This window comes from Isoptericola sp. Y541 (genome assembly GCF_059445465.1).
In genome coordinates this window covers 423,739-450,434 of record NZ_JCAIUJ010000002.1, presented here as the reverse complement: position 1 = coordinate 450,434, position 26,696 = coordinate 423,739, and the positions used below count along the sequence as shown (strand labels likewise).

At 73.5% G+C, this 26,696-nt stretch carries 31 protein-coding genes and 1 pseudogene; 11 read left to right on the top strand and 21 right to left on the bottom strand.

The genetic code is table 11. The features are described from left to right. Positions 1–2: 2 nt before the first annotated feature. The 3 genes from AC1C2V_RS06870 to AC1C2V_RS06860 are packed head-to-tail and all read left to right on the top strand — an operon-like array spanning position 3 to position 4,530. Positions 3–962, top strand: coding sequence for an alpha/beta hydrolase fold domain-containing protein (locus tag AC1C2V_RS06870; RefSeq protein WP_495388836.1), 960 nt, complete (start codon positions 3–5; stop codon positions 960–962). Between the two features lie 38 nt (positions 963–1,000). After that, the gene (locus tag AC1C2V_RS06865; protein ID WP_495388835.1) at positions 1,001–3,055 is read left to right on the top strand and encodes a bifunctional aldolase/short-chain dehydrogenase; all 2,055 of its coding nucleotides are present in this window, start codon (positions 1,001–1,003) and stop codon (positions 3,053–3,055) included. A 5-nt stretch (positions 3,056–3,060) separates the two neighbouring features. Further along, positions 3,061–4,530, top strand: a complete 1,470-nt coding sequence (locus AC1C2V_RS06860; protein ID WP_495389133.1) for a rhamnulokinase — start codon at positions 3,061–3,063, stop codon at positions 4,528–4,530. Here the strand turns inward: AC1C2V_RS06860 and AC1C2V_RS06855 are convergent. Together AC1C2V_RS06855 and AC1C2V_RS06850 are read right to left on the bottom strand one after the other, a co-directional pair. Next, positions 4,515–5,033, bottom strand: coding sequence for an ATP-binding protein (locus tag AC1C2V_RS06855; RefSeq protein WP_495388834.1), 519 nt, complete (start codon positions 5,031–5,033; stop codon positions 4,515–4,517). The genes AC1C2V_RS06860 and AC1C2V_RS06855 overlap by 16 nt on opposite strands. Before the next feature lie 360 nt (positions 5,034–5,393). Next, positions 5,394–5,855, bottom strand: a complete 462-nt coding sequence (locus AC1C2V_RS06850) for a MarR family transcriptional regulator (protein WP_495388833.1) — start codon at positions 5,853–5,855, stop codon at positions 5,394–5,396. 61 nt (positions 5,856–5,916) lie between these two features. Here AC1C2V_RS06850 and AC1C2V_RS06845 point away from each other — a divergent pair, with 61 nt between their 5' ends. Then, positions 5,917–6,858 carry an alpha/beta fold hydrolase gene (locus AC1C2V_RS06845; RefSeq protein ID WP_495388832.1) on the top strand — a complete coding sequence of 314 codons (942 nt, stop codon included), beginning with the start codon at positions 5,917–5,919 and terminating at the stop codon, positions 6,856–6,858. Here AC1C2V_RS06845 and AC1C2V_RS06840 read toward each other — a convergent pair. From AC1C2V_RS06840 to AC1C2V_RS06800, 9 genes and pseudogenes are all read right to left on the bottom strand, one after another. Then, positions 6,855–7,193 carry a hypothetical protein gene (locus tag AC1C2V_RS06840; RefSeq protein ID WP_495388831.1) on the bottom strand — a complete coding sequence of 113 codons (339 nt, stop codon included), beginning with the start codon at positions 7,191–7,193 and terminating at the stop codon, positions 6,855–6,857. The two genes, AC1C2V_RS06845 and AC1C2V_RS06840, sit on opposite strands and share 4 nt — an antisense overlap. A 10-nt stretch (positions 7,194–7,203) precedes the next feature. Further along, positions 7,204–7,434, bottom strand: a complete 231-nt coding sequence (locus AC1C2V_RS06835) for a hypothetical protein (protein ID WP_495388830.1) — start codon at positions 7,432–7,434, stop codon at positions 7,204–7,206. Further along, positions 7,421–7,621 (bottom strand): hypothetical protein, encoded by a 201-nt coding sequence (locus AC1C2V_RS06830; RefSeq protein ID WP_495388829.1) that lies wholly within the window; start codon positions 7,619–7,621, stop codon positions 7,421–7,423. The genes AC1C2V_RS06835 and AC1C2V_RS06830 overlap by 14 nt, the downstream gene beginning before the upstream one ends. A 23-nt stretch (positions 7,622–7,644) precedes the next feature. Beyond that, entirely contained in the window at positions 7,645–8,550 is a 906-nt protein-coding gene (locus AC1C2V_RS06825) for a Rho termination factor N-terminal domain-containing protein (RefSeq protein ID WP_495388828.1), read from the bottom strand. Positions 8,551–8,756: 206 nt separating this feature from the next. Beyond that, on the bottom strand, positions 8,757–8,927 hold the full coding sequence (locus AC1C2V_RS06820; protein ID WP_495388827.1) for a hypothetical protein: 171 nt from the start codon (positions 8,925–8,927) through the stop codon (positions 8,757–8,759). A 15-nt stretch (positions 8,928–8,942) separates the two neighbouring features. Further along, a complete protein-coding gene (locus tag AC1C2V_RS06815) occupies positions 8,943–9,425 on the bottom strand; it encodes an HAAS signaling domain-containing protein (RefSeq protein WP_495388826.1) in 483 nt (160 codons plus the stop codon). Next, positions 9,425–9,760, bottom strand: a complete 336-nt coding sequence (locus AC1C2V_RS06810) for a PadR family transcriptional regulator (protein ID WP_495388825.1) — start codon at positions 9,758–9,760, stop codon at positions 9,425–9,427. Before AC1C2V_RS06810 ends, AC1C2V_RS06815 begins: the two co-directional genes overlap by 1 nt. Positions 9,761–9,794: 34 nt before the next feature. After that, positions 9,795–10,019, bottom strand: coding sequence for a glycoside hydrolase family 125 protein (locus tag AC1C2V_RS06805; protein ID WP_495388824.1), 225 nt, complete (start codon positions 10,017–10,019; stop codon positions 9,795–9,797). A 54-nt stretch (positions 10,020–10,073) separates the two neighbouring features. Further along, positions 10,074–10,491: pseudogene (locus tag AC1C2V_RS06800) on the bottom strand (glycoside hydrolase family 125 protein); the annotation flags it as partial. On the opposite strand from AC1C2V_RS06800, the gene AC1C2V_RS06795 reads away from it, so the two are divergent. Beyond that, positions 10,490–11,482 carry a LacI family DNA-binding transcriptional regulator gene (locus AC1C2V_RS06795; RefSeq protein WP_495388823.1) on the top strand — a complete coding sequence of 331 codons (993 nt, stop codon included), beginning with the start codon at positions 10,490–10,492 and terminating at the stop codon, positions 11,480–11,482. The pseudogene AC1C2V_RS06800 and the gene AC1C2V_RS06795 sit on opposite strands and share 2 nt — an antisense overlap. A gap of 80 nt (positions 11,483–11,562) precedes the next feature. After that, positions 11,563–12,813, top strand: coding sequence for a glycoside hydrolase 5 family protein (locus AC1C2V_RS06790; RefSeq protein WP_495388822.1), 1,251 nt, complete (start codon positions 11,563–11,565; stop codon positions 12,811–12,813). 20 nt (positions 12,814–12,833) lie between these two features. Here AC1C2V_RS06790 and AC1C2V_RS06785 read toward each other — a convergent pair whose 3' ends face one another. From AC1C2V_RS06785 to AC1C2V_RS06765, 5 genes are all read right to left on the bottom strand, one after another. Then, on the bottom strand, positions 12,834–13,265 hold the full coding sequence (locus AC1C2V_RS06785; protein WP_495388821.1) for a hypothetical protein: 432 nt from the start codon (positions 13,263–13,265) through the stop codon (positions 12,834–12,836). Between the two features lie 14 nt (positions 13,266–13,279). Further along, positions 13,280–13,429, bottom strand: a complete 150-nt coding sequence (locus tag AC1C2V_RS06780) for a hypothetical protein (RefSeq protein WP_495388820.1) — start codon at positions 13,427–13,429, stop codon at positions 13,280–13,282. Between the two features lie 72 nt (positions 13,430–13,501). Beyond that, a complete protein-coding gene (locus AC1C2V_RS06775; protein WP_495388819.1) occupies positions 13,502–14,395 on the bottom strand; it encodes a sugar phosphate isomerase/epimerase family protein in 894 nt (297 codons plus the stop codon). 85 nt (positions 14,396–14,480) lie between these two features. Then, on the bottom strand, positions 14,481–15,728 hold the full coding sequence (locus AC1C2V_RS06770; protein ID WP_495389132.1) for a dihydrodipicolinate synthase family protein: 1,248 nt from the start codon (positions 15,726–15,728) through the stop codon (positions 14,481–14,483). Between the two features lie 104 nt (positions 15,729–15,832). Next, the gene (locus tag AC1C2V_RS06765; RefSeq protein ID WP_495389131.1) at positions 15,833–16,969 is read right to left on the bottom strand and encodes a Gfo/Idh/MocA family protein; all 1,137 of its coding nucleotides are present in this window, start codon (positions 16,967–16,969) and stop codon (positions 15,833–15,835) included. Between the two features lie 193 nt (positions 16,970–17,162). Here AC1C2V_RS06765 and AC1C2V_RS06760 point away from each other — a divergent pair, with 193 nt between their 5' ends. Continuing rightward, a complete protein-coding gene (locus tag AC1C2V_RS06760; protein ID WP_495388818.1) occupies positions 17,163–18,182 on the top strand; it encodes a LacI family DNA-binding transcriptional regulator in 1,020 nt (339 codons plus the stop codon). 17 nt (positions 18,183–18,199) lie between these two features. Here AC1C2V_RS06760 and AC1C2V_RS06755 read toward each other — a convergent pair whose 3' ends face one another. From AC1C2V_RS06755 to AC1C2V_RS06735, 5 genes are all read right to left on the bottom strand, one after another. Then, positions 18,200–18,520, bottom strand: coding sequence for a hypothetical protein (locus tag AC1C2V_RS06755; RefSeq protein ID WP_495388817.1), 321 nt, complete (start codon positions 18,518–18,520; stop codon positions 18,200–18,202). 76 nt (positions 18,521–18,596) lie between these two features. Then, complete coding sequence (locus AC1C2V_RS06750; RefSeq protein WP_495388816.1) at positions 18,597–19,241, bottom strand: uridine kinase family protein; 645 nt, start codon at positions 19,239–19,241, stop codon at positions 18,597–18,599. A 96-nt stretch (positions 19,242–19,337) separates the two neighbouring features. Beyond that, a complete protein-coding gene (locus tag AC1C2V_RS06745) occupies positions 19,338–20,132 on the bottom strand; it encodes a LutC/YkgG family protein (protein WP_495388815.1) in 795 nt (264 codons plus the stop codon). Next, positions 20,129–21,682, bottom strand: coding sequence for a LutB/LldF family L-lactate oxidation iron-sulfur protein (locus AC1C2V_RS06740; protein ID WP_495388814.1), 1,554 nt, complete (start codon positions 21,680–21,682; stop codon positions 20,129–20,131). Before AC1C2V_RS06740 ends, AC1C2V_RS06745 begins: the two co-directional genes overlap by 4 nt. Continuing rightward, positions 21,679–22,485 (bottom strand): (Fe-S)-binding protein, encoded by an 807-nt coding sequence (locus AC1C2V_RS06735; RefSeq protein ID WP_495388813.1) that lies wholly within the window; start codon positions 22,483–22,485, stop codon positions 21,679–21,681. The genes AC1C2V_RS06740 and AC1C2V_RS06735 overlap by 4 nt, the downstream gene beginning before the upstream one ends. A 190-nt stretch (positions 22,486–22,675) precedes the next feature. Between AC1C2V_RS06735 and AC1C2V_RS06730 the strand changes: the two genes are divergently transcribed. The 4 genes from AC1C2V_RS06730 to AC1C2V_RS06715 all read left to right on the top strand — a co-directional run bounded on the left by AC1C2V_RS06730 (position 22,676) and on the right by AC1C2V_RS06715 (position 26,648). Continuing rightward, the gene (locus AC1C2V_RS06730) at positions 22,676–23,380 is read left to right on the top strand and encodes a FadR/GntR family transcriptional regulator (protein ID WP_495388812.1); all 705 of its coding nucleotides are present in this window, start codon (positions 22,676–22,678) and stop codon (positions 23,378–23,380) included. A 120-nt stretch (positions 23,381–23,500) separates the two neighbouring features. Next, complete coding sequence (locus AC1C2V_RS06725; protein ID WP_495388811.1) at positions 23,501–24,799, top strand: ABC transporter substrate-binding protein; 1,299 nt, start codon at positions 23,501–23,503, stop codon at positions 24,797–24,799. Continuing rightward, the gene (locus AC1C2V_RS06720) at positions 24,796–25,749 is read left to right on the top strand and encodes a carbohydrate ABC transporter permease (RefSeq protein WP_495388810.1); all 954 of its coding nucleotides are present in this window, start codon (positions 24,796–24,798) and stop codon (positions 25,747–25,749) included. Before AC1C2V_RS06725 ends, AC1C2V_RS06720 begins: the two co-directional genes overlap by 4 nt. Beyond that, on the top strand, positions 25,746–26,648 hold the full coding sequence (locus AC1C2V_RS06715; RefSeq protein ID WP_495388809.1) for a carbohydrate ABC transporter permease: 903 nt from the start codon (positions 25,746–25,748) through the stop codon (positions 26,646–26,648). The genes AC1C2V_RS06720 and AC1C2V_RS06715 overlap by 4 nt, the downstream gene beginning before the upstream one ends. Positions 26,649–26,696: the final 48 nt, after the last annotated feature.

The window sequence follows — 26,696 nt, the reverse complement described above, 5'->3', positions numbered from 1 at the left end:
CGATGACCACGACGACGTCCGTCGCGGCCGCGTCGAAGGACGGCGCGGCCGTGACGGTCGCCGACCGGGTGCTCGACGGCCCGCACGGCGACCTGCGGGTGCGCGTCTACCGGCCCGGGGCGACGCCGGTCGCGGGCCTCGTGTGGGCGCACGGCGGCGCGTTCGCGCACGGCGATCTCGACATGCACGAGGCCGACGGCGTCGCGCGGGGGCTCGCCGCCGCGGGCGTCGCCGTGGTCAGCGTCGAGTACCGGCTGGTGTCCGCCATCGACTACCGCGACCCGGCCGCGGCGCCCGGCACGGACGGCGTCCGCTTCCCGGTGCCGTCCGAGGAGGTCGCGTTCGCCTTCGTCTGGGCGACGGGCGGGGAGGCCGCCGACCTCGACGTCCCCGCCGGCCGCTGGTCGCTGGGCGGAGCCAGCGCCGGCGGCGACCTCGCCGCCGGGGCGTCGCTGCGCCTGCGCGACCTTTCGACAGGCTCAAGACGGCGCGGCGCCGTGCCGCTCGGGCAGGGGGGAGCCGCGGCGACCACCCCCCGCAGCGTCGTGCTCGCCTACCCGGTCACGCACCAGGTGCTGCCCGAGCTCACGGCCGAGCTGGCCGCCAAGATCGCCGTGCTGCCGCCGGAGCGGAACTTCGAGCCGGACGCCGTCCGGACCATGAACGCGAACTACCTCGGCCACGACGGGCCCGCCACGTCGCCGTACGCCTTCCCCGGCGGCCACGACCTGCGCGGACTGCCGCCCACGTTGGTCGTGAACTCCGACCACGACGCCCTGCGCGCGGGCGGCGAGGCCTACGCGGCCGAGCTCGTCGCCGCCGGGGTCGACGTCATGGTCGTCCGCGAGGACGGCACCTACCACGGCCACCTCAACCAACCCGCCGACCCGGGCTGCGCGCGCAGCATCGCGCGCCTCGCGGCCTGGCTGACGACCGAGCTCACTACCGACATCCTCCCGTGAGGTCGACGACCTCCCAGCACCACGAACCGGAGCATCCGATGACGAACGACACCGTCGCCTCCCTGGTCGCGCGGTCGAACCGCCTGGGCGCCGACCCGCGCAACACCAACTACGCCGGCGGCAACACGTCCGCCCAGGGCACGGAGACCGACCCGGTCACCGGGCAGGACGTCGAGCTGCTGTGGGTCAAGGGCTCCGGCGGCGACCTCGGCACCCTCACAGAGAAGGGCCTCGCGGTGCTGCGCCTCGACCGGCTGCGCGCGCTCGTCGACGTGTACCCGGGCGTGGACCGCGAGGACGAGATGGTCGCCGCGTTCGACTACTGCCTTCACGGCAAGGGCGGCGCCGCCCCCAGCATCGACACGGCCATGCACGGCCTGGTCGACGCGGCGCACGTGGACCACCTGCACCCGGACGCCGGCATCGCGATCGCGACCGCCGCGGACGGCCCGGAGCTCACGCAGACGATCTTCGGCGGCAAGGTGGTCTGGGTGCCGTGGCGCCGGCCCGGCTTCCAGCTCGGCCTCGACATCGCTGCGATCAAGGCGGCCCACCCCGACGCCGTCGGCACGGTCCTCGGCGGGCACGGCATCACCGCCTGGGGCGCCACGTCCGAGGAGGCCGAGGCCAACTCGCTGTGGATCATCGAGACCGCCGCCGCATACATCGCCGAGCACGGAAAGCCGGCGCCGTTCGGCCCGGCCCTCGGCGGCTACGGCGCACTGCCCGAGGCTGAGCGCCGCGCCAAGGCGGCGGCCCTCGCGCCGCACCTGCGCGCGGTCGCCTCGGCGGACCGGCCGCAGGTCGGCCACTTCACGGACGCGGACGTGGTGCTCGACTTCCTCGCGGGCACGGAGCACCCGCGCCTGGCGGCGCTGGGCACCAGCTGCCCCGACCACTTCCTGCGCACCAAGGTGAAGCCGCTGGTCGTGGACCTGCCCGCGACGGCGACGGTCGACGAGATCGTCGAGCGCCTGCCGCGGCTGCACGAGGCCTACCGCGCGGACTACTCCGCCTACTACGAGCGGGGCGCCGCCGAGGCCCGCTCGCGGGGCGAGGAGCCGCCCGCGATGCGCGGCGCCGACCCGGCAATCGTCCTCGTGCCCGGCGTGGGCATGTTCTCCTACGGCGCGGACAAGCAGACCGCGCGCGTGGCGGGGGAGTTCTACGTCAACGCGATCAACGTGATGCGAGGCGCCGAGGCGCTCTCGCAGTACGCCCCGATCGACGAGTCGGAGAAGTTCCGTATCGAGTATTGGGCGCTCGAGGAGGCCAAGCTCCAGCGCAGGCCGAAGCCCAAGCCGCTCGCCACCCGCATCGCCTTCGTCACCGGCGCGGCGTCGGGCATCGGCAAGGCCATCGCCACCCGCCTCGCGGCCGAGGGCGCGTGCGTCGTCGTCGCCGACCTCGACCTCGAGAAGGCGCAGGCGGCGGCCACCGAGCTCGGCTCGACCGACGTCGCCGTCGGGCTCGCGGCCAACGTCGCCGACGAGGCTGCGGTGCAGGCCGCGCTGCGCGAGGCCGTCCTGGCCTTCGGCGGCGTGGACATCGTCGTGAACAACGCCGGCCTGTCGCTGAGCAAGTCGCTCTTCGACACCACCGAGGCGGACTGGGACCTGCAGCACGACGTCATGGCCAAGGGCTCGTTCCTCGTGGCCAAGAACGCGGCGCGGATCCTTGTGGACCAGCGGCTCGGCGGCGACATCGTCTACATCTCGTCGAAGAACTCCGTGTTCGCGGGGCCCAACAACATCGCCTACTCGGCCACCAAGGCCGACCAGGCACACCAGGTGCGGCTGCTCGCGGCCGAGCTCGGCGAGCACGGCATCAAGGTCAACGGCATCAACCCCGACGGCGTCGTGCGCGGGTCCGGCATCTTCGCCTCGGGCTGGGGCGCGAACCGCGCCAAGACCTACGGGATCGAGGAGTCGAAGCTCGGCGAGTTCTACGCCCAGCGCACCCTGCTCAAGCGCGAGGTGCTGCCCGAGCACGTGGCGAACGCCGTCTACGCGCTGTGCACCTCGGACTTCTCCCACACCACCGGCCTGCACGTGCCCGTCGACGCGGGCGTGGCGCAGGCATTCCTGCGGTGACGTCGGTGAGGGCGTCGGGCACGCTCGCCGCCGTCGACCTCGGCGCCACGAGCGGCCGGGTCATCCTGGGCCACTTCCCTTCGACCCTTCGACACGCTCAGGACGGCGCAGGCTCAGGGCGCCGCGGGCAGAGGATGCGGCTGCAGCACGTCGCGCGGTTCGCGAACGACCCGGTCCGCACGCCGGACGGGCTGCACTGGAACCTGCTGGAGCTGTACCGGCAGGTGGTCGAAGGGCTCGCCGCGGCCGAGCGGGAGGCGCCGGGGGAGATTCTCGGCGTCGGGATCGACTCGTGGGCCGTGGACTACGGGCTGCTGCGCGACGGCCGCCTGCTCGGCGTGCCGTACCACTACCGGGACGGGCGCACCGCCGCGGGCGTGGAGCGGGTGCACGCGCAGTTGGACGCCGCGGCGCTCTACCGCCGCAACGGGCTGCAGCACCTGCCGTTCAACACGGTGTTCCAGCTCGCCGCCGAGGGCCCGCTGCTCGGCCTGGCCGACCGGATGCTGCTGGTGCCCGACCTGCTCGCGCACTGGCTCACCGGGGCGGAGGTGGCCGAGCGCACCAACGCGTCCACCACGGGCCTGCTCGACCCCCGCACGGGGGAGTGGGACACCGCGCTGGCGGACACGCTCGGCATCCCGGCGGCGATCCTGCCGCGGCTCGTCGACCCCGGGACGTCTCTGGGCAGCCTCTCTCCCGACGTCGCCCAGGTGGTGGGCCGGGCGCTCGAGGTCACGGCCGTCGGCTCGCACGACACCGCCTCCGCGGTCGTCGCGGTGCCGGCCACGGACCGCGACGTCGCGTACGTCTCGTGCGGCACGTGGGGCCTGGTCGGCCTCGAGCTGGACGGCCCGGTGCTCACCGACGACGCGCGCCTCGCCGGCTTCACCAACGAGGGCGGCGTCGACGGCCGCACCCGGTTCCTGCACAACGTCATGGGGCTGTGGCTGCTGTCGGAGTCGATCCGTGCCTGGGAGCGCGAGTCGACGGCCGCGCAGCGGTCCAGCACCCTGCAGGAGCTGCTCGCCGAGGCGGCGCACGTGACCGCCCCGGTCACCGACTTCGACGTCGACGACCCGCGGTTCCTGCCGCCGGGGGACATGCCCGCGCGCATCGCCGAGTGGTGCCGCGAGCACGACCAGCCCGTGCCCGCCACGCGAGGCGAACTCGTGCGCAGCATCGTGGAGAGCCTCGCGCAGGCGTTCGCGGACGCCGTCCACACCGCGGCCCGGCTCGCCGGGCGCGCCGTGTCGACCATCCACGTGGTGGGTGGCGGCGCGCAGAACACGCTGCTGTGCCAGGCGACCGCGGACCGGTCCGGGCTGCCGGTGGTGGCCGGGCCGGTCGAGGCGACCGCCATCGGGAACCTGCTGGTCCAGGCCCGCGCCCGCGGGCTGGTGCACGGCGACCTGGAGGAGCTGCGCGCGCTCGTGGCCGCCGCGTTCACCCCGGAGCGCTACAGGCCCCGGTAGCCCCCGCCGCCCGTCCGCACGCCGGCGGGCACGCCGTCGGGCGCCGCGACGCGCGCCGGAACGGGGATGGCGAACTGGGCCCAGACGTGCTTCTCGCCGCCGGTGCGGTACCAGCCGACGCAGTCGGCGACGGTCTTGGCCAGGCGCAGGCCGTGCCCGCCCTCGCCGGGCTCCCGGTCGAGGGGCACGACCGGCGGTGCTTCCGGGCTGCGGTCCACGACGTCGAGCACCGCGACGCTCCCGTCGCACAGCAGCCGAGCCGTGACGGGCGGGCGGGCGTGCTCGAGCGCGTTCGCGACCAGCTCGCTCGCGACGAGCACCATGCGCTGCCTGCCGGTCAGTCCGCCGACGTCGTCCGTGGGCTCCACGCGGGTCGTGACGCCGTGGCGGGTCAGCCGGCACTCGAGCTCCGCGCGCACGTCGGCGATGTCGTCGGCCGTGCCGAGCGTCCAGGACCCGATGACGGCGAGCCGCTCGGGAGGCATCCCCTCGATCGGGCTCACCCGACCCACCGTCCGCCCCATCGCCGCCCCCCGGGCGCCGGGGCGCCACGTCGTGTCCGTCGTCCTGCGACTGCTGCCTCGGGGGACGCCTGACCTGCGACTCCGCCGCCTGGCGTCCGTCGCCCGAGTCTCGCTCCGGGCCGGTGCAGCCCCTGCTCGGCGTCGAGCCTACTGCCCGGGAGCCCGGTGCGCGCGCGGGCGGGCGACCCTCGTTGTGGGCGCGAGAAGGGGGCAAATCTCCGCGAAAATCACCCCGTTCTCACGCCCACACACCGGTGGTCGGCCAGCGACGCCACGGGCGCCAGCCGTCGTCGCCGGTGAGCCGCACGCCTCGACGGCACCACCGCCCGCGTCAATGGTTCAGCGGGCCACATCACCATTGGGGATGCGACCGGGCAGGAGGGCGCCGCCGAGCTCGTCGAGCAGGGCGGCCACGTGCGCGGCGTCCTTCTGGTCGGTGCCCAGGTGGCGGGCCAGCGCGGGGACGACCGACGTCGACCGGATCTCAGCGAGCCGGGTCGAGGCGCCGGGCTCGCGGGTGACGCGGGTGCGCCGGCGGTCCGCCGGGTCGCTCTCCGTCCGCACGGCGCCGGCGGCGCGGAGCCGAGCGACCGCCGTCGACACCTGGCTCTGGGGGAGGCCCGTGTGCGCGGCGATCTCGCCGACGGTCGAGCTGGCGTGCTCGGCGACGTCCGCGGCGACGATCAGGGTTGCGCGCGCGCTGCCGGGATGGCTCGCCTCGTCCCCCGGCGGCTCCGGCAGGGCGTTCTCCCCGATCTTCATCAGGGCGCGGCCGAGCAGGAAGAGGTCGACTCCGTTCATCCCGGCAGCCTACTCGAGATACATCTAGCAAGATGCATCGAACACGATGTAATCTCCCCGTATGTCACAGATCGAGGTACCCGGGGCCAGCATCCACTTCCAGACGGTCGGGTCCGGCCCGCTGCTGGTGATCTCGCAGAGCGGGGAGGGTGACGCGGACCGCACCGCGGACCTCGTCCCGCGGCTGACGGATCGCTTCACCGTGCTCACCTACGACCGCCGGGGCCTGTCCCGCAGCCGCCCCCACGAACCTCGCGGGGGAGCGGCGATCGCCGACCACGCCGACGACCTCGACCGGCTCCTCGCGCACGTCACCGACGCGCCGGCGATGATGCTCGGCTGCAGCCTCGGGGCGGCGATCGGCCTGCACCTCGCGGCTGCCCGGCCCGGCAGGTTGTGCACCCTCGTCGCGCACGAGCCGATCGCACCGTGGCTGCTGCCGGACGACGAGGCGCAGCAGCACCGCGGGGAGCTCGCCGAGATCCAGGAGGCGTACCGGTCCGGCGGGCTCACGAGCGCCCTCCCGGCCATCGTGCGGTCTCTGGGGATCGACCCGTCGGGGTCGCAGAGCGAGCGGGACCTGACCCCCTTCCCGATGGATGCTGCCCGCGCCGCGAACTTCGATCACTTCATCCACCACGACTTCACCGCCGCGATCGAGGACCGCCTCGACCCGGCACGGCTCGTGGGGCTCCGCACCCGGGTGGTCCCGGCGGCCGGGGAGGCGACCTCCGGCGACGTCTTCGACCGCCGCTGCGCCGAGGCGCTCGCCTCCCGCGTCGCCGGCCCGGTCCGGCTCTTCCCGGGCGGGCACAACGGCAACCTGAGCCACCCCCGCGCCTACGCGCGCCGGTTGCTGGAAGTGCTGGACGAGGCGACCGCCATGGAGGCCGTCACCAAGCCCGGGGGCGCGGTCGAAGCTCGACGCGATCAGCCAGCAGTCGTCGCCGACGCGGACGACGTCCGGGTTCGGCCGGTCCGCGTCGAGGATCGGGTTGCTTAGTTCGTCGTGGTCGCCTTCCGTCTCGTCGCTGGGACAGTGGTCTTGCCCGGTCGGTCGGGCTGATCGGGCTGAGAGAGCTCGGCCATGATGTGCTCGGCGGCGGCCAGGTTCCGGCCGAATGCCGTGGTCGTGGCCGGCCCGCCCTGAAGGGACGGGGCGTGGCCGGCACGGGTGTCCGCGGGTGTGCCGAGACCTGCGGCGCCGAGGTCTGCGATGCCGAGAGGTATGCCGCCCCCGGCACCCAGCCCGTCCGTGTCGCTGATGGCGACCACTCCCTCGACCCTCAGCAGGGGGATGCGGAGCAGGCGTGCCAGGAGGTGGACCTTGATGAGCATGGTCGCCTGGCTACTCGCCGAGCTTGATGTCGCGGTACAGGTCGGACGCGTCCGGCGTCGTCGTCGTCGGTGTCCTCGACGACGACACTCCGTCGGACTCGTCGTAGCGCTCGCGGAGCCTGGTGATGGCCGCCCTGGCGGCCGCCTCGATCTGGGCGTACCGCTCCCGGCCGGCGCGGGTCCCGGCCAGGTAGCCCAGGCCGAAGAAGATCGCGCGGCCGAGCGTCTTACTCCCGATCATCCTCGTCCTCCCGGTGCTTCCGCTCCCGGATCGCGGACGCGGCCGCGCTGATCGCCGTCACCCCCACCACCGACCCGAGCGTGATCAGGCCGGACCGCACCGACGTGGTGCCGGAGTGCTTCGGCTTGCGGCCCAGCGCCGCGCCCACCCGGTCGATGAACGACTTCTTGCGGAACATCGTGAACATGGTGCTCCCGTCTCCGATCGTGGTCAGCCGCGTGCCTTGCGGACCGCCGCGACGAGCTCCGGCTTGCGCATGGACGAGTTGAGGTCCAGGCCCATCTCCGTCCCGAGGGCGAGCAGCTGGGCCTTGGTCAGGTCGTCGAGGTCCAACGGGTCGATGTCGGCGTCGGCGCCGAGCTGCTGCCCCTCCGACGCCATCGCCTTCCGTCGCCGCTCGGCCTCGTAGACCTTCTTCTGGGCGTGCTGGGCGTCCTCCTTGGCCTCGTCCGCCAGGCGTTCGGCCCGGGCACGCGCCTCGTCGGCCGCCTGGCGTGCGGCCACCGCCGCCTCCTCGGCCATCTCGCGGGCCCGCGTCATCTGCTGACGGGCACGCTCGATCGCCTGCTCGGCCTGCGCGCGAGCCTTCTCGGCCTGCTCGTGGGCCTTCTCCAGACGCTTGTCGACGTCAGCCTTCGCCGCGGCCACCTGCCGGGCGGCGATCTGCTCCGCCTGGTTCCGCTTCGCCGCGACGTAGTCGTCGGCCTCGCGCTGCGCGTCCGCGACCACCTCGGCGACCTTGCGGTCCCCCTCGTCGCGCACCGCGGAGATCGTCCGGTCGCCCTCCACCTCCGCGGCATTCGCGGCGTCCGCCTGCTCCTTCGCGTTCGTGGCCGCCTGGTGGGCGCGCGTCTCGAGCTCGTGCGCGCGCTCCATCGCCGCGTCCACGCGGTTCAGCCGGCTGTCGGAGCCGTCGGCGAACGGGTTGGCGTCCGCGAGGGTCGTCGTGGCATGCTGCCCGGCGGTCTGCAGGCTGTGACCCGCAGACTGCGCGGTGTGGCCGGCCGATTTGACCGGGTCCTTCACGGCCACGTCCAGCACCCACAGGACGTTGCGCGGAAGATCGGTCAGGCCGCGTCGGGCCTGACGCCCCAACCACGTCATCGGATTGGACATCGACTCCTCCTCGCTTCGCTGGGTGGTCGACCTGACCGGTAGCGGCCGAAGCCGCCGACCCTTCCGCTCAGGACGCCGCAGTCAGAGGCCCGCCCGCCGACACGGTGCAACCTCGACCGCGCCGCTACCGCGACATGCCTCCTGGGTCCAGGACACTGCAAGAGTGGTGTGCACGCACGTCGGCAGCCTCGACGGGGCCCTCCGCGTCAGCCGTTCGCGCCCCGCTCGGCGATGCGGCGGTTGGTGTCGGCGATCGCCGTGAGCTCTTCCGCCGACAGCCCGGCGCGCGCGAGGATGCGGCCCAGGGTGTCGCTCTCGAGCAGCAGGTACTCGTCGATGCCGGAGGTCGTTGCGGCGGCCCGCCGCCACCGGGCCACCGGGCCGGGCCCCGGCTATCCAGCGGCGAGGACGTGGGAGACGAAGAGGGCAGCGGATGCGACGAGCGTGATGGCGCCGAGCACGAGAGCGAACCGCTGCAGGGCACGGTTCCCCGCGCCGGCGCGGAGCCTGAAGATCGCCCAGACGACCGTGGCCGCCGCCAGGACGGGAACGATGTACGTCGCCAGGGAGACGATGGAGAGGACCAGGAGGCAGACGTCGGCGACAGGCGTGGGGGCCGGCGCGGCGGGGGAGGCCGCGAGCGTGGGCGTGGCGGGCGTCGCCTCGGCGGCGATGGCGTCGACGGGGCCCAGCTCGTCGAGCACGCGGCGGGCGGAGTCGTCGTCCGTGCCGTGCGCGGCGAGGGACTCGGCCGCGTGCTCACGCACCGCGGCCAGGGTCTCCGCACGTTCGCGCGGGTCGGCGGCCGACAGGGCGCGGTCGAGGTCGGCGAGGTAGGCCTCGACCAGCGGCGGGAAGGCGGGTGATGCGGTCATCAGGTCTCCAGGGTCGTGTGGACGTCTGCGGTGAACCTGGCCCACGTGGCGGTGAAGGTCTCGAGTGCCGCCCGCCCCTCGGCCGTGAGCTCGTAGTACCGGCGCGGGGGGCCCACCGCGGATGCGACCTGCGTCGTGGTGACCCAGCCCTGCTGCCGTAGGCGGGACAGGAGGGGGTACAGCGTGCCCTCGCTGGTCAGCAGGGTCCGGTCGTCGCCGAGGCGTTCGGCGAGCTCGAGCCCGTATGCCGGTGCCGTGCGCAGGCACGCCAGGACGCAGTACTCCACGACTCCCTTGCGGAGCTGGGTGAGGACCATGTCCGGAGTCGGTACCATGCATCACAAGGTAGCAGTTACCTTGCACAGCACGCTAGAGGGCCGGCCGGCCGTCCTCGGCCACGGCGAGGGCCAGCTCACAGAACATCGAGTCGGCCCACGAGAACCAGGGCCGGGAGTAGGCCGTCGGGTCGGAGGGGTCGAAGCTCTCGTGCACGCGGCCGGTCCCGCCGTCGGTGTCGGCGATCAGCCGCAGCAGGCGCACGCGATCCTCGGGGGTGCCGGTCAGCCCCTCGACGGCGAGCGCGATGGGCCACACGCGGCCGGCCTCCGTGTGCGGGCTGCCGACGCCGCTCGCCTCGCAGCGCCTGCGCGGCGAAGAGGTTGGCCGGCACGTTGTAGCCGAACGTGCAGGCGTCGTCCGACGGGCGGAAGGCGCTCCACGTCATGCCGGTGAACCCGACGCGCGTGCCGCGGCCCTCACGCGCGAGCGTCTCGGTGGGGATGGTCGTGTCGCGGGAGAAGCGGTACGGCGACGCGTCGTGCCGCTGCTCGGTGCGCAGCAGGCGCACGACGGCGCGCAGCACGCGGTGCGCGCGCCCGTCGAAGACCTCCGTGGCTCCGGTCTCGCGCCACGGCCGGTGCGCCAGCGTCACGGGGAAGGCGAGGCGGTCAGTGCGTCCGCCGGACCGATGTGGCCTCGCGCACGGCGGTCGTGATCCCGGGGGTGTGCGCCGTGCCGAACGGCAGCCCGCGCAGCACCGGGTTGTAGCTACTGTCGGACGCACCATGACCGCAACGAGCCCGAAACGCGTGACGATCTCGTACGTCGCCCGCCGCGCCGGCGTCTCGCCCTCCGCGGCGTCGCACGCATTCAACGGGCGGCCCTACGTGTCCGAGGCGACGGCCTACGAGCTCAACTGGCGGCCCAACTACGCGAGCCGCAAGGTCTCCGGCCAGGGCGGGCGGAGCCTGGGCCTCGTGATCGCCCGGTCGAGCGACACCTCCGGCCGCGACCCGTTCTTCATGCGGCTGCTGGCCGGCCTCACCGAGCCGCTCGCGGACATCGGCTGGTCCCTCTCGCTGACCCTCGTGCAGGCCGACGAGGAGGCGCAGGTCTACCGCCAGTGGTGGGGCGAGCAGCGCGTCGACGCGTTCCTGCTGGTCGACGTGCGCCACGACGACCCGCGGCTCGGGCTCGTCGAGCACCTCGGCGCCCCCGCCGTGCTGCTCGGCGCGCCCGTCGACGACGACGTCCCGGCCGTCACGGTGCAGGACGACACGGCGTTCGCCACCGTCCTCGACCACCTCGCCGGGCTCGGCCACCGCAGCGTCGCCCGCGTCACCGACGCCCCCGGCCTGGCCCACACGCGGTCCCGCGACCAGCGCTTCTCGCGCGCCGCGGCCGAGCAGGGGATCGACGCCTCGTTCGCCGCGTGGGACCCGGCGGCCCACGACCCGGTCGCCGACCTCCTCGGTCGGCTCGGCGCCGCCACCGCGATCGTCGTGGACAGCGAGTCGATCGCCGCCCAGATCGTCGCACACGCGCCCGAGGTGGGCGTCCGGGTGCCCGAGCAGCTGTCCGTCGTGGCCTGGGAGGACTCCTGGGTCTCGACGCTCGTGCGGCCCCGGCTCACGGCCCTCGACGCCCCCGTGGAGGAGAGCGCGCGCACCGCCGTCGCGCTGCTCGAACGCCTCGTCCGCGGCGAGCACGCCGCGTCGCAGACCGTCAGCGGACGCCGTCTGGTCGTGCGCGAGTCGACGGCGCCGGCTCGCCGGTGACGACCCCCGCACCACCGAGACCTGCCAGACCGAGACCTGCCAGACCGAGACCTGCCACACCGAGACAGCGAGGAAGCCCCTTGACTTCGACCGTGCCGCGCTTCGGCGTCAACTACACCCCGTCCCAGGACTGGATGTTCCAGTGGATGGCCGTCGACCCCGACGTCGTCCGCGCCGATTTCGAGGCGATCGCCGGGCTCGGCGTCGACCACGTCCGGGTCTTCCCGCTGTGGCCGGAGCTCCAGCCGAACCGCACGCTGATCCGGCGGCGCGCGCTCGACGACATCGCGCTCGTGACCGACGTCGCCGCCGAGTTCGGCCTCGACGTCGCCGTCGACGTCATCCAGGGGCACATGTCGGGCTTCGACTTCGTCCCCGCCTGGCTCGTGAACTGGCACGACGGCAACATGTTCGCCGACCAGCGCGCGATCGACGCGCAGGCCGCCCTCGTCGCCGCCGTCTACGACGCCGTGCGCGACCGCCCCAACTTCCTGGGCCTCACCCTCGGCAACGAGCTCAACCAGTTCCTGGAGCCGAACCCCGCGGCGATGCCCGCCACGGCCGACCAGGTGACCCACTGGCTGCGCTCGCTGCTCGAGGCGCCGCGCGACCGCGACCCGCGCCACGTCGTCGTGCACAGCGAGAACGACCACCTCTGGTACTGGGACAACCACTCGTTCCTGCCCGAGCACGCCGCCCGCCTCGGCGACATGACCACCGTGCACTCCTGGATCTTCAACGGCACGGCCACGCGCTACGGCGCATTGTCGCCGCAGTCGGTGCGGCACGCGGAGTGGATGATCGAGCTGTCGAAGGCGTTCGCGACCGACCCGGGCCGGCAGGTGTGGCTGCAGGAGGTCGGCGCCCCGTCGATGAACCTCGCCGAGGCCGAGATGCCGGAGTTCTGCTCCCGGACGATCGAGGCAGCCCTCACGACGAGCGACCTGTTCGCCGTCACGTGGTGGTGCTCGCACGACGTCACGCGCGACCTCGCCGACTACAAGGACCTCGAGTACTCGCTCGGCCTGCTCGACACCGAGAACCGGGTGAAGCCGCTCGGCCGCCGGTTCGCCGAGGTCGTCGCGGAGGCCCGGCGCGGCGCGTTGCCGCTCGTGCAGCCGCGTACGGTCGGCGTGGTCGTGGACGTCGACGGCGCGGACCTGCCGCTCTCGCGGCCGTCGCTCGGCCCTGGCGGCGCCGTCTTCGAGCTCTGGCACGACCTGCGCGAGCGAGGCGGGGACGTGACCGTCGTGACGAGCGCGACCGCGGCCGACCCCGCGGCTCTCGAGGCCCGCGGCGTCACCGAGCTCGTGCGGGCCGAGGTGCGCTGAGCCCGGACGAGGGCGACGGGTCAGCCGGCCGCGGCGCGCACGAGCGCCGAGAACGTCTTCTCGAACTCCGGGGTCCAGGCCAGGACGGCGTAGGACGTCGGCCAGAAGTCGCCGTCGTCGAGGGGCGCCGTCGGCTCGAAGCCGACCGTCGCGTAGCGGGTGCCGAACTTCGCGGCGGGCTGCACGAACAGCACGATCTTGCCGTCGTCGTTCGCGAACCCCGGCATGCCGTAGTAGGTCTTGGGTACGAGGCCGGGCGCGACGTCGGAGACCACCCGGTACATCCCCTCGGCGATGTCGCGGTCGCTCCCCTCGAGCGGCTCGATCGCCTCGCGCACCGCCTGCTCGCCGGCGGCGCGGTTCTTGCCCGCCTTCTCCTGCTCGCGCAGTTCCTTGGCGCGCTGCTTGACCGCCGCGCGCTCGTCGGCGCTCAGTCCCTCGGACGTGGCCATGTGACCCTCCCGGCTCAGGTGGCGCGCTCCCTGCGCGTCGCTCCCAGGCTAGAGAGCGCCCGGGCGCGGCGCTTCTTCGTTCCTGACCAGTTGCGGAAGTAGCGGAAGAAGGAGCGGCGTGAGATGCCGGCGGTCGCGACGATCCGGTCGATCGTCGCCACCACGCTCGCCCATCTCGAGAGCCGCAACCCCGGACCGAGCGACACGCCCTCGTGGGTGTACGTGGGCGTACGGCGTCAGACGTGCGGCTGCACGTGCCGCGCGTAGCGCTCGCCGACGGTGCGGGCCGTGTCGCGGGGGTCGGCGGCCCAGATCTCCTCGTTGAAGATCTCGGTCTCGACGTCCCCGGCGTAGCCCGCCTCGGCGACCCAGCGCGAGATGGTGGGGAAGTCGATGTAGCCGTCGCCCACGTGCCCGCGGGAGTTGAGCGGGTCCGCGGCCAGCGGCAGGTTCCAGTCGCACACCTGGTAGCCGGCGATGCGGCCCTCGGCCCCGGCGCGCGCGATCGACCCGCGGAGGTCGGGGTCCCACCACACGTGGTACGTGTCGACGACGACGCCCACGGTCTCGGGGGCGAACGACGCGGCCAGGTCGAGCGCCTGCCCGAGCGTGGAGATCACCGCGCGGTCGGCGGCGAACATCGGGTGCAGCGCCTCCAGCACGATCCGCACGCCGTGCTCGGCCGCGAACGGCGCGAGGTCGGCGAGGCGGTCGGCCACGCGGGCGCGGGAGGCGACGAGGTTGCGGTCGCCGGGCCCTGCGTCGGGGCGCGGGCCCCCGCCGGGCTCGCTGAGGGCGGGCAGACCGCCGACGACGAACACGAGCTCGCGCGTCCCGACGCCCGCCGCCTCCTCGATCGCGCGCTGGTTGTCCGCCAGCGCGGCCGCGACGCCGGCGTCGTCCGCCGCGGTGAGGAAGCCGCCGCGGCACAGCGACGAGACGCGCAGGCCGGCGTCCGACACGATCCGCGCCGCCTTCTCGGCGCCGTGCTCCTGCACCTGGTGGCGCCACAGGCCCACGGCGCCCAGCCCCGCCGACGCGGCGGCGTCGACCGCCTCGGCGAGCGTCGCGTGCTTGACCGTCGCGGTGTTGAGGGAGCAGCGGCTCAGGTCCTGAGTTCCTGTGCTCATGCGGCTCCTCCCTGGCATGAACGCTGCGGTGCCTCGCTCCGGCACACCTCGTTCCTCGGCGTACCTCCGCGGGGGCTCCTCGCGTTCATGCGTCCACCCCGTTCGTCGTCAGGAAGGCGTCGAGGCGGCGGGCCGCCAGCGCCGGGTCGAGCAGCATGCCGCAGCCGTCGGCGAGGCGGGCCAGCTCCACGAGGTGCGCCAGCGACCGGCCCGACTGCAGGCCGCCCACCAGCTGGAACCCCGGCTGGAAGCCGTTGAGCCAGGACAGGAACGCCACCCCGGTCTTGTAGTAGTACGTGGGCGCGGCGAAGATGTGCCGCCCCAGCTTCTCGGTCGAGGCGAGGATGGCGTGCCCGCGGGCGGCGGCTTCCTGGGACGAGGCCGCGTCGCCCGCTGCCACACTGGCGTCGAAGGCCTGCAGCGCCGTGGAGGCCGCCGGGTAGATGGCGGCGAAGATGCCGAGCAGCGCGTCCGAGTGGCCCTGGTCGTCGCCCGCGATGAGCTCCGGGTAGTTGAAGTCGTCGCCCGTGTAGAGCCGCACGGGCGAGCCGTCGAGGGCGGCCAGCGACCGGCGCAGGCCGATCTCGTGCTGCGCGTCGAGCAGCGAGACCTTGACCCCGTCGACCTTGTCCTGGTGGGCCTTGATGAGGTCGGTGAAGACGGCGGTCGCGGCGTCGACGTCCCCGGGGTCCTCGGCGCCCCAGTAGCCGGCGAGCTGAGGGTCGAACATCGTGCCCAGCCAGTGCAGGACGACGGGCCGGTCCGCCTCGGCGAGAACCGCGTCGTAGACGCGGGCGTAGTCCTCGGGGGAGCGGGCCACCCGCGCCAGCGCGCGCGAGGCCATGACGATGACCTGCGCCCCGGCGTCCTGCACCACGCGCACCTGCTCGCGGTACGCATCGGTGACGGCGGTGAGCGCGGCGGGGTCGCCCGGCTCCCGCGTCGCCACCGCGGCGGGGTCGAGCTGGTCCGTGCCCGCGCCGCAGGCGATGCGGGCTCCGACGGACGCCGCCTCGGCCGACGAGCGGCGCACCAGCTCCTGGGTCGCGGCCCAGTCCAGGCCCATCCCGCGCTGGGCGGTGTCCATCGCGTCGGCGACGCCGAGCCCGGCCGACCAGATGCGGTGCCGGTAGGCGAGCGTCGCGTCCCAGTCGACGACGGCGGGCGCGCCCGGCACGTTCTCGGCGCCGACCTGCGGCACCACGTGCGCGGCGGCGTACGCGACGCGGGAGACGATCGGGGCGGACGGCGTGGTCCATGGGCCCGGCGCGTTCAGCTCGCGCACCTCGACGCCGGTGGCGCGGCCGTCTGCATCGAACCGGGGGAGGCGCACGGTGACGCCGCTGGGCTCGAGCGCAGGGAGGAGCGCCGGGTTCAAGGGTCGGGCCTCGCCACGCGGTTCCTGAGCCTGTCGAAGGGCGACCAGCGATCGGGCGGTCACAGCGTGATCTCCGGGACGTCGAGGCGGCGACCCTCGGCCGACGAACGCAGGCCGAGCTCGGCGAGCTGCACGCCGCGCGCGGCGGACAGCAGGTCGAAGCGGTGCGGGCGCCCGGCGACGACGTCGCGCAGGAACTCCTCCCACTGCAGCTTGAAGCCGTTGTCGAGGTCGGCGTTGGCGGGCACCTCGAGCCACTGGTCGCGGAACGGCTCGGTGACGGGCAGGTCCGGGTTCCACACGGGCTTGGGTGTGTGCGCCCGCTGCTGCGCGACGCACGTGCGCAGGCCCGCCACGGCCGAGCCGTGGGTGCCGTCGATCTGGAACTCCACGAGCTCGTCGCGGTACACCCGCACGGCCCAGGAGGAGTTGATCTGCGCGACGACCGGGTCGCCGCCCGGCGTCTCGACCTCGAAGATGCCGTATGCGGCGTCGTCGGCCGTGGCCGGGTACTCGCGGCCCTGCTCGTCCCAGCGGGTCGGGATGTGGGTGATGGTCTGCGCCGAGACCGTCCTCACGGAGCCGAGGATGCCCTCGAGCACGTAGTTCCAGTGGCAGAACATGTCCGTGGTCATGCCGCCGCCGTCCTCCTTGCGGTAGTTCCACGACGGGCGCTGCGCGGCCTGGTGCTCGCCCTCGAACACCCAGTAGCCGAACTCGCCGCGCAGCGAGAGGATGCGGCCGAAGAAGCCCTCGTCCACGAGCCGGCGCAGCTTGACCAGGCCGGGCAGGTACAGCTTGTCGTGCACGACACCGGCCGTGACGCCGGTCTCGTCGCGCAGCCGCGCCAGCTCGACGGCCTCGGCCAGGGTCTCCGCGGTCGGCTTCTCGGTGTAGACGTGCTTGCCCGCCTGCATCGCCTTGGTGAGGGTCTTGGCCCGCAGCGACGTCATCGACGCGTCGAAGACGATGTCGGTGGCGGCGTCGGTGACGATGCCGTCCAGGTCGGTGGTCCACTCGGCGACGTCGTGCTGCTCGGCCAGCTCGGCCAGCTTGGACTCGTTGCGGCCCACGAGCACGGGCTCCACCTGCACGCGGGTGCCGTCGGCCAGCTCGACGCCGCCCTGCTCGCGGATCGGCAGGATCGAGCGCCCGAGGTGCTGGCGGTGGCCCATACGGCCGGTGACGCCGTTCATCGCGATGCGCAGGGTGCGCGTGGATGTGCTCACTCGGGACTCCTTCGTCGTCGGCGACCCCGCGGGTGCGGTGGCGCCGGGTGGCAGGGCGCACACACCCGCGGGAAGGCTGAGGAATGCGCTTTCCAGGCCACGGTAGGGTGTCCCCGGCGAGCGCGTCAAGGCGTCCCGCCGGACGGGGCTGGAGGAGCAGGTGGCACGAGCGAGGCTGCAGGACGTCGCCGACCGCGCGAGGGTCTCCCTGGCGACGGCGTCGCGGGCGCTCAACGGGTCGGCACGGCAGCCCGGCGCCGAGCTGGTCGGCCGGGTGCGGGCCGCCGCGGCGGAGCTGGGCTACGTCGTCAACGCGCAGGCGCAGGCGCTGGCGCGCGCCCGCTCGGGCCTGCTCGGCCTCGTCGTGCAGGACATCTCCGACCCGTACTTCTCGTCGATCGCGGCCGGGGCGCAGGTCGCCGCCCGAGCGAGCGGCCGGCTCGTGCTGCTGGCGTCCACGAGCCGCGACCCCGAGGCGGAGCGCGAGGCCGTCGCGGCCTTCGCCGCCCACCGGGTCGACGCCGTCGTCGTCGCCGGTACCCGGTGGACCCCCGACGAGGACGCCGCGCTCGCGGCCGAGCTCGACGCGTTCGTCGCCGCGGGCGGGCGGTCCGTGATCGTCGGCCAGCCGGTCGGCGGGGGGTCCGTGGTGCGCCCGCCCAACGCGACCGGCGCCCGCGCGCTCGCCGAGGCGCTGCTCGGCCGGGGGCAGCGCCGGTTCGCGGTGCTCGGCGGGCCGTCGCGCGTCGTGACGTCGCGGGAGCGCGCCGACGCCTTCACGCAGGCCGCGCTGGCCGGGGGCGGCGTCGTCGAGGAGCTCCTGGTCACCGAGTTCTCGCGCGACGGCGGGTACGCCGCCGGGGACGACGTCGCGGCGATGGTGCGGGACGCGCGGGCCGGCGGCGAGCCGGTGTGCGTCTTCGCCGTCACGGACGTCATGGCAATCGGGCTCATCGCGCGGCTGCGGGAGCTGGGCGTGGAGGTGCCGCGCGACGTGCGCGTCGCGGGCTTCGACGACGTCCCCACGCTGCGCGACCACGTCCCGGCGCTCTCGACCGTGCGCATCCCGCTCGAGGACATGGGCCGCATCGCGGTGCAGGCCGCCGTCGACGACGACGACGCGCCCGGCACCGTCACCGAGGTGGAGTTCGAGGTGCTGCTGCGCGACTCGACCCGCTGACGGCGGGCGGTACGACGTCAGGCGCGCGCGAGCACGAGCTCCATGTCGTGCCGCACGCCGAGCAGGTGCACCCGCCCGCGCAGGTCCGGCCGGTCGGCGAAGGCGTCCGCGAGGTCCGCCGAGAGCTCCGGGTTGGTGGGGCTCATGCCCGCGGCCCCGTAGGCGGCGCGCGTGGACTCCGCGCAGCACACGACCGCGGCGAGCCGGCCGGCGTCGGCCGCGCGCAGCAGGTACCCCAGGCCCGACCCCTGGTGCCCCAGGCCCGACCCCTGGTGCTCGGGGTCGGACCATGGGGACCACCTCCTCCCGCCAGAATCAGGGGAGTTGATGTGAGGCACATGGCCGGCGTGTGACAACTTCATGACGTCTTGCGGGTGTTGCGCGGTGGCCGGGAAGCGGCCCGCGGCGTGTCGGTCAGCGCGCGAGCGCCCGGATGTCCCGCTCGGCCTGCGCGCGCGTGGCCGTGCGGCAGCCGAGCGACACCCAGCGGCGCACCAGCTCCGGCTCCGCGCGGAGCAGCCCCCAGCCGCGGCGCACCAGCGTGGTCAGCGGCTTGCGCGCCTCCGCGACGTCGCGCAGGAAGCGGAACCAGAACGTCAGCAGGCGGGGCTGGGTGAGGCAGATCGCGTCGGCAAGGAAGCCCTCGGCGCGGCACGCCCGCACCAGCTCCGCGGCGAAGATCCCCTCCGCGACGACGACCGGGGCGTCGCCCGTCTCGAGCACCGTGCCGCCCGTACGGCGCGACGTGGGGATGTCGTAGACCGGCACCTGGGCCCGGCCGGTGCGCACCACCTCGCGAAGCGCGTCGAGAGCCGCGTCGCGGTCCCAGCTGCGCGGGTCGTCCCAGTCGACGATGCCGTAGCGCATCGGCATGCCGGGGTAGTCGACGTCCCGGTAGAAGTCGTCGAGGTTCATCACGGGAAGGCCCAGGCGGCGCGTGAGCGCCGTCTTGCCCGAGCCCGACGGCCCGGTCAGCAGCACGATCCGCCGTCCGGGCCGGCGCGCGCCCTCCGGCACGTCGAAGAGGGCGTCGGACGTCGGGGGCTCGGGGTCGGTCACGGGACACCATTCTGTCCGACTCTGCCCGACGCCGAGCACCGTCCGCGCGGCTGGTGGTGCCTCAGATTCCCCCGCCGGTGGCGTCCCGCCCTGACGTCAGCCGGCGACCAGCAGCACGTGCAGGGTGCGGGGGCCGTGCACGCCCTCGACCCGGTCCAGCTCGATGTCGGACGTCGCGCTGGGGCCGGAGATCCAGGTGAGGGGGCGGTCCGGGTGCTCGCCGAGCAGCCGGACCGCCTCCGGCACAGTCTGCACCACCTGGTCGGCGAGCACGACGCACAGGTGCACGTCGGGCACCAGCGAGATCGCGCGGCGGCCCTGGTCGGGCCCGCCGTCGAGCACGATCGTGCCCGTCTCGGAGATCGCGACCCGCGCGGCAGTGACGACGGCGTCCGAGGCGTCGAGCTCCGTCGCGGCGTGCGGGTCCTCGCGGGAGTCCCGCACGACGTCGGTTCCCGCAGGCAGCGCGGCGAGCCACCCGTCGTCGAGCCCCGTCGGCGCCACGACCCGCGCCCCGCGCGAACTGTCAGGCCCAGGACCATGAATACCTTCTCCTGGCCCTGACAACTCGGGCGCCGGAGAGTTGTCAGGACCAGGAGCATGAATACCTGCGCGTGGTCCTGACAACTCGGTGACGAGGGTCGCGATGGTGGCGGGCAGGGCGTCGGCGGACACCTGGTGCACGTGCGCCTTGTAGTCCACCAGCCGGTCGACGAGCTGCTCGAGCACCTCCGCCGAGCCGGGCGCGTGCTCCCCGGCCGGCCGGTACTCGCGCGGCACGGGCTCCGGGTGGGGCGCCGTCCCGACCGCGCCCGACGGCGTCGTACCGGCGCCTGCCTGCCCCAGCGCCGCGCGCACCCGCGAGAGCACCTCGGCCCGTGCGTCGCTCATCGTGTGCCCTCCTCGGTCTCGTGCTCGGCCGCCCACCACTGCCGGAACGTCTGCCGCGGCGGCGCCGGCAGGTCGCGCGAACGGGTCCACGCGGACGCCGGCGGGGGCGCCAGGGAGATGGCGTGGTCACGACCACCCAGGCCGCTGCCCAGCGTGGCCGCCCGCCCGGCGAGGGCGAACCGGTCGCCGTCGGTCATGACCCACGCCGCGGCCTTCATGGCCGCCTTCCACGGGTCGACGCCGCGCTTGGACCGGTCGGCGTCGACCTCCCGCGCCCGCAGGTCGACGAGGATCGACGGGATGTCGATCTTCACCGGGCAGACGTCGTAGCACGCGCCGCACAGCGAGGAGGCATAGGGCAGGGACGCGTTGGGGTCGTCGTGCCCGGACACGCCGCCCGTCGACGCCGTGAGCTGCGGGGTGAGGATGGCGCCGATCGGCCCGGGGTACACGGAGCCGTACGCGTGGCCGCCCACCCGCTCGTAGACGGGGCACACGTTGAGGCAGGCGGAGCAGCGGATGCAGTGCAGCGCGGCGCGGCCGACCTCGTCGGCGAGCACGTCGGTGCGGCCGTTGTCGAGCAGCACCAGGTGGAACTCCTGCGGCCCGTCACCCGGCGTCACGCCCGTCCACAGGGAGGTGTACGGGTTCATGCGCTCGCCGGTGGACGAGCGGGGGAGCAGCTGCAGGAAGACCTCGAGGTCGTCGAAGGTGGGCACGAGCTTCTCGATGCCCATCACGGTCACGAGCGTCTCGGGCAGCGTGAGGCACATGCGCCCGTTGCCCTCGGACTCCACGACCGTGAGGGTCCCGGTGTCGGCGACGGCGAAGTTCGCGCCGCTGACGGCGACCTTGGCGGAGAGGAACTTGCGGCGCAGGTGGGCGCGGGCCGCCATCGCGAGCTCGCGCGGGACGTCGGACAGGTCCGGCGGCGCGTCGCCCATGCGGGCGAGGAAGATGTCGCGGATCTCCGAGCGGTTGCGGTGGATCGCGGGCACGAGGATGTGCGACGGCATGTCGTCGGCGAGCTGCACGATGAGCTCGGCCAGGTCGGTCTCGATGGCGGCGATGCCCACGTCGGCCAGCGCCTCGTTGAGCCCGATCTCCTGGGTGGCCATCGACTTGACCTTGACCACCTCGTCGGCGCCCTTGGCCTTCGCGATGTCGGCGACGATGCGGTTGGCCTCGGCCGCGTCGCGGGCCCAGTGCACGACGCCCCCGCGCGCGACGACGTTCTCCTCGAGCTGGGCCAGCAGCTCGGGCAGGTGGGCCATGACCTGCTGCTTTACGGCCGACCCGGCGTCGCGCAGGGCCTCCCAGTCGGGCACCTCGCCGACGACGGCGGCCCGCTTGGTGCGGATGACCTGCGTGGCGTGGCCGAGGTTGCGGCGCAGCTGGTCGTTCGCCAGCGTCTGCTTCGCGGCGGCGGGGAAGGCGTCGCCCCAGCGCAGGGGCTCCCGCGGGTGCGGGACCCGGCCGAAGGGCTCGTCGGCGCCCGCGTCGTCGGGGCGCTGCAGCGTGCGCGGCAGGCCCAGGAAGGTGCGGCTCATCGGGTCGCCTCCGTCCGCTCGGGGCGGCTGAAGGTCGTCTCCGGCAGCGGGGTGGGCTCCGCCCGGGTGGAGGCGAGCACCTCCGCCAGGTGCAGCACGCGGATGCCGGTGCCCTGTCGGGACAGCCCGCCGCCGATGTGCATGAGGCACGACATGTCGCCCGCGGTGAGCACCTCGGCGCCCGTGCCGCGCACGTTCGCCGCCTTGTCCTCGAGCATCGCCGCCGAGGTGTCCGCGTTCTTCAGCGCGAACGTGCCGCCGAAGCCGCAGCACGTGTCGGCGGCAGGCAGCTCGACGAGGTCGACGCTCTCGACGGCGCGCAGCAGCCGCAGTGGCTTGTCGCCCACGCGCAGCATGCGCAGCGAGTGGCAGGTGGGGTGGTAGGTGACGCGGTGCGGGAACCAGGCGCCGACGTCGGAGAGGCCGAGCACGTCGACCAGCAGCTCGGACAGCTCGTACGTCTTGGCGGAGACGGCCTCGGCGGTGGCGGCGAGGTCGTCCAGGCCGGCGCGGCGGCAGACCATCGCCTGCTGATGGCGCACCGAGCCCGTGCACGAGCCCGACGGCATGACGACGGCGTCCCACTCGCCGTCGGCCACGGGGGCGAACGTCTCCACGTGGTTGCGGATCACGGGCACGGCCTCGCGGAAGTACCCGGTGTTGACGTGCATCTGCCCGCAGCACGCCTGGTCCGTGGGGAAGACCACCTCGTGGCCGAGCCGCTCCAGCAGCCGCACGGTGGCGCGCGGGGCTCCCGGGAACAGGGTGTCGGCGAGGCAGGTGGCGGCGAGAGCGATGCGCATTCGACTCCTCGGTGCGGCTTCTCGGTGCGGCGGCGGTGCGGCTCGGTGCGGCTCGTCCAGCATGGCCGGGCCTGCTCGAGGTCGCCACGGCTGCCTCGGTGCGGCGACGACGGTACGGGGCCCGAACCACGGTCGGTCACTGTACCCGATGTGGTCTGACCACATAACGGACGCCCGATACGCTGGCCCGGTGCGCACCCATGAACGCGTCCTCGTCCACCTCGAGGAGGGCATCGCGGCCGGCCGCTGGGGTCTCGGCGCCCGCCTGCCCGGCGAGCGGACCCTCGCCGAGGATCTCGGCGTCTCCCGACCCTCCGTGCGCGAGGCGATGCGAATCCTCGAGGCCCTCGGCATCGTGCGTAGCGGCGTCGGGTCGGGGCCGGAGTCCGGCGCGATCGTCGTGGACCGCCCGGCGGCCGGGCTGGGCGCCGCGGTGCGGCTGCACGTCGCCACGGGCACGCTGCCGGTGCGCGACGTGGTCGCCACCCGGGTGCTGCTGGAGTCGTGGGCCGTGGCCCAGGCCGCCGGCCGGGTCGCCGTCCGCGCGCCGGGCACGGCAGCGCACGTCGACGAGGCGGGGCGGCTCCTGGCCCTGATGGACGATCCCGACGTCGCGCCGCCGACGTTCCTCGAGCTCGACCAGGCGTTCCACCTCGAGTTCGTGCGGATGGCCGGGAACGTGCTGGTCGAGGCCGTCATGACCGGCCTGCGCGGCGCGATCGGCGGGTACGTCGCCGTCGGGATCGAGCGGCTGCCCTCGTGGCCGCGCACGGCGGGCCGCCTGCGCTCCGAGCACCGCACGGTGCTCGACGCCGTCGCCGCCGGCGACGCGGACGCCGCGGCGGAGGCGGTGAAGGCCCACATCGAGGGCTTCTCGCGCGAGGCAGGGGTGTAGCGGGCGCTCGCCGGCCGTTCCGGTTCGTCCCCGAGCAGGTCGTCGGCGACATGGTTGACCTAGGCTTTACAGCGCTGTAAGTTTCCGGTCGCAGTCGATGGTGGTCGAAGGAGACGACATATGGGCAAGATCGAACGGCGGGGCGCGGCGATGAGTCGTCGATCGTTCCTCGCAGGGGCCGCCGGGACCCTCGCCCTCGGGGCGGTCCCGCTGGCCGGGTGTGCCGCGCCGCAGGATGCCGGCGGGCGCACCACGCTGACGTTCTACGAGCAGAAGCAGGAGGTCATCGCCTACTTCGACGACCTGCTGCGACGCTTCGAGGGGGAGCAGCCGCACCTCCGCGTCGTGCACGACTCGACGACGGCGATCGCGCCCCAGTTCGTGCGGGGACAGCCGGGCGACGTGGGCTGCTTCAACGACAACCTGGAGCTGGCCCGCTACGTCTCCCGGGGCCAGATGGGCGACCTGTCGCGGCTGCCGTCGGCGGCGACCGTGCGCACGGACATCAGCGGCCTCACGGATCAGTACGCCACCTATGCGGGGCGCACGAGCGTGCTGCCGTACTCGTTGGCGGCCGCCGGGGTCATCTACAACAAGGCGATCTTCGCCGAGCACGACCTCCCCGTCCCGACCACATGGTCCGAGTTCGTCGACGTCTGCACCGCGCTGCAGAAGGCCGGCGTCACGCCGATCTACGCGACCGACCGGGACACCTGGACGCTGTGGCAGGGACTGTTCGACTACTCCGTCGGCAGCCTGGTCGACCCGGGCGAGTTCTTCGGGCGGATGAAGGAGCTCGGGACGGACGTCGGGCCCGACTCGGACGTCTCGTTCGCGAAGACCTTGGCGGTCCCGATGGAGCGGGCCAAGACGATCTCGTCGTACTTCAACCCGGACCACGCCGTGCGCGGCTACGCCGACGGCAACCTCGCCTTCGGTCAGGGCAGGGCCGCGATGTACCTCCAGGGCCCGTGGGCGCTGAGCCAGATCGCCATGGTGGACGAGGAGCTCGACGTGGGGACGTTCGTCCTGCCGGTGAGCGAGAACCCCGACGAGCGCCAGGCCCGGGTGAACATCGACCTCTGCCTGTACATCCCCGACGCCACCCCGCACCGCGCGGAGGCGGAGGAGCTCGTGGAGTTCCTCATGCGCCCGGAGATCCTCAACGCGTACAACGCCGACAACCTCGCGTACTCGACGCTCGAGGGCGGGCCCCCGCAGCAGGACGAGCGGCTGGCCGGGCTGCAGCAGTACGTCGACTCCGCCGCCTTCTACCAGGGGGCCGGCACCTTCGTCCCGACGTCGATCCCGCTGGGCAACTACCTGCAGGACGCGATCCGGTCGGGCAACTTCGAGGCGATGCTCGACCAGCTCGACGCCGACTGGCGCCGGCTCGCGAGCCGGGAGGCGACGGTATGACCACCTCGACCACGACGGCGCCCGCCACGCGATCGACGCCCGCGACGCCCGCGACGACCGCCCCGACCGCCCGGACCCGGCGACGGCGCCATGGGCGACCGGAGCCGATCGCCTACCTCTTCCTCGTCCCCGCCCTCCTCGTGTTCACCGTGTTCGTGGTGGTCCCCGCCCTGGTGGGCATCTTCTACAGCTTCACCGACTACGTCGGCTTCGGGGGCTGGAGCTTCCTGGGCCTGCGGAACTACGCGGCGCTCCTCGGCGACCCGGGCGTCCGCGAGGCCTACGGGTTCACCCTCGGCTTCGCGGTCGTGACGGTGGTCGTGGCGCAGGCGATCGCCCTCGTGCTCGCCATCGGGCTGTCGAAGCGCATCCGCTTCGCGGCGGGGCTGCGGGCGATCTTCGTGATCCCGATGGTCGTCTCCGGGATCGTCGTCGCGTACGTGTTCAACTACCTGTTCTCGAACACCCTGCCGGCGTTCGCCACGGCGGTCGGCCTCGACCCGCTGACCGACAGCATCCTCGGCAACCCCGACCTGGCCTGGCTCGCCATCGTCATCGTGTCCGCCTGGCAGACCATCCCGGGCGCCCTGCTCGTCTACACGGCCGGGCTCACGTCGATCCCCGGCGACCTGTACGAGGCGAGCTCCCTGGACGGTGCCGGGTCCTGGCGGCAGTTCCGCTCCATCACCCTGCCGCTCATCGCCGGCTTCGTGCTCATCAACACGATCCTGGGGATCAAGGGGTACCTCGGCGTCTACGACGTCATCGTCGGACTCACCGGCGGCGGCCCCGGCAATGCGACGAGCAGCGTCGCGATGACGATCTTCGGCGGCTTCACGGGCGGCGACTACGCCTACCAGATGGCCAACGCGACGGTCTTCTTCGTGATCACGGTGCTCATCTCCGTGCTCCAGCTCGTCGTCTCCCGTGGAAGGACCATCCGCCTGTGACCGCCACCGCCCCCGCGCTCGAAGGTCGCGCCCCGGCACCGGCCGACGACCGGCCCCGCCGTCGTCCGGCCCGGGGCCGCCGCCGCACGAGCTGGCCGCTCACCGTCGCGCTCGCCCTGTGCTCCCTCACCGTGCTCGCGCCGCTCTACGTCACCCTCACGATGGCGTTCAAGACCAGCGAGCAGTCGGTGGCCGGCAACGCCTTCGCGCTGCCGGCACCGTTCAACCCGGAGAGCTTCGCCGAGGCGTGGCAGCTGACCCGCTTCCCGGTGTCGTTCAGCATCTCCGTCGGCGTCGCGGCGCTCACCGTCGCCCTGACGCTGCTGCTGAGCTCGCTCGCGTCGTACGCGATCGTGCGGTACTGGTCGCACCGGTTCTTCCGCTGGTCGTTCGTCTACCTGCTCGCGTCGATGTTCCTGCCGTTCCCCGTGATCGCGCTGACGGAGATCAAGCTCACCGCGCTCACGGGCCTCGACAACCCGCTGGGCGTCGCCATCCTGCACGCCATGTTCCAGCTCGCGTTCAGCGTGCTGCTGTTCTCGGCGTACCTGCGCTCGATACCGGTCGAGCTGGAGGAGAGCGCCCGCATCGACGGCGCGACGACGTGGCAGGTCTTCTGGCGCATCATCCTGCCGCTGCTGGGCCCGATGATCGCCACCGTCGGCATCTTCGCGTTCCTCGCGTCGTGGAACGACTTCATGCTGCCGTCGATGATCGTGTCGGACCCGACGCTGCAGGTGCTGCCCGTGGTGCAGAACATCTTCCAGAGCCAGTTCGGGACGAACTACAACGTGGCGTTCGCCTCGTACCTCATGGCGATGGCCCCGACGGTCGTCGTCTACCTGATCGCGCAGCGCTGGGTGATCAGCGGCATCACCCAGGGCGCCGTCAAGAGCTAAGCCCTCTCGTGGCCCGCCGACCACCCTGCACCACCTCCGAGGAGTACC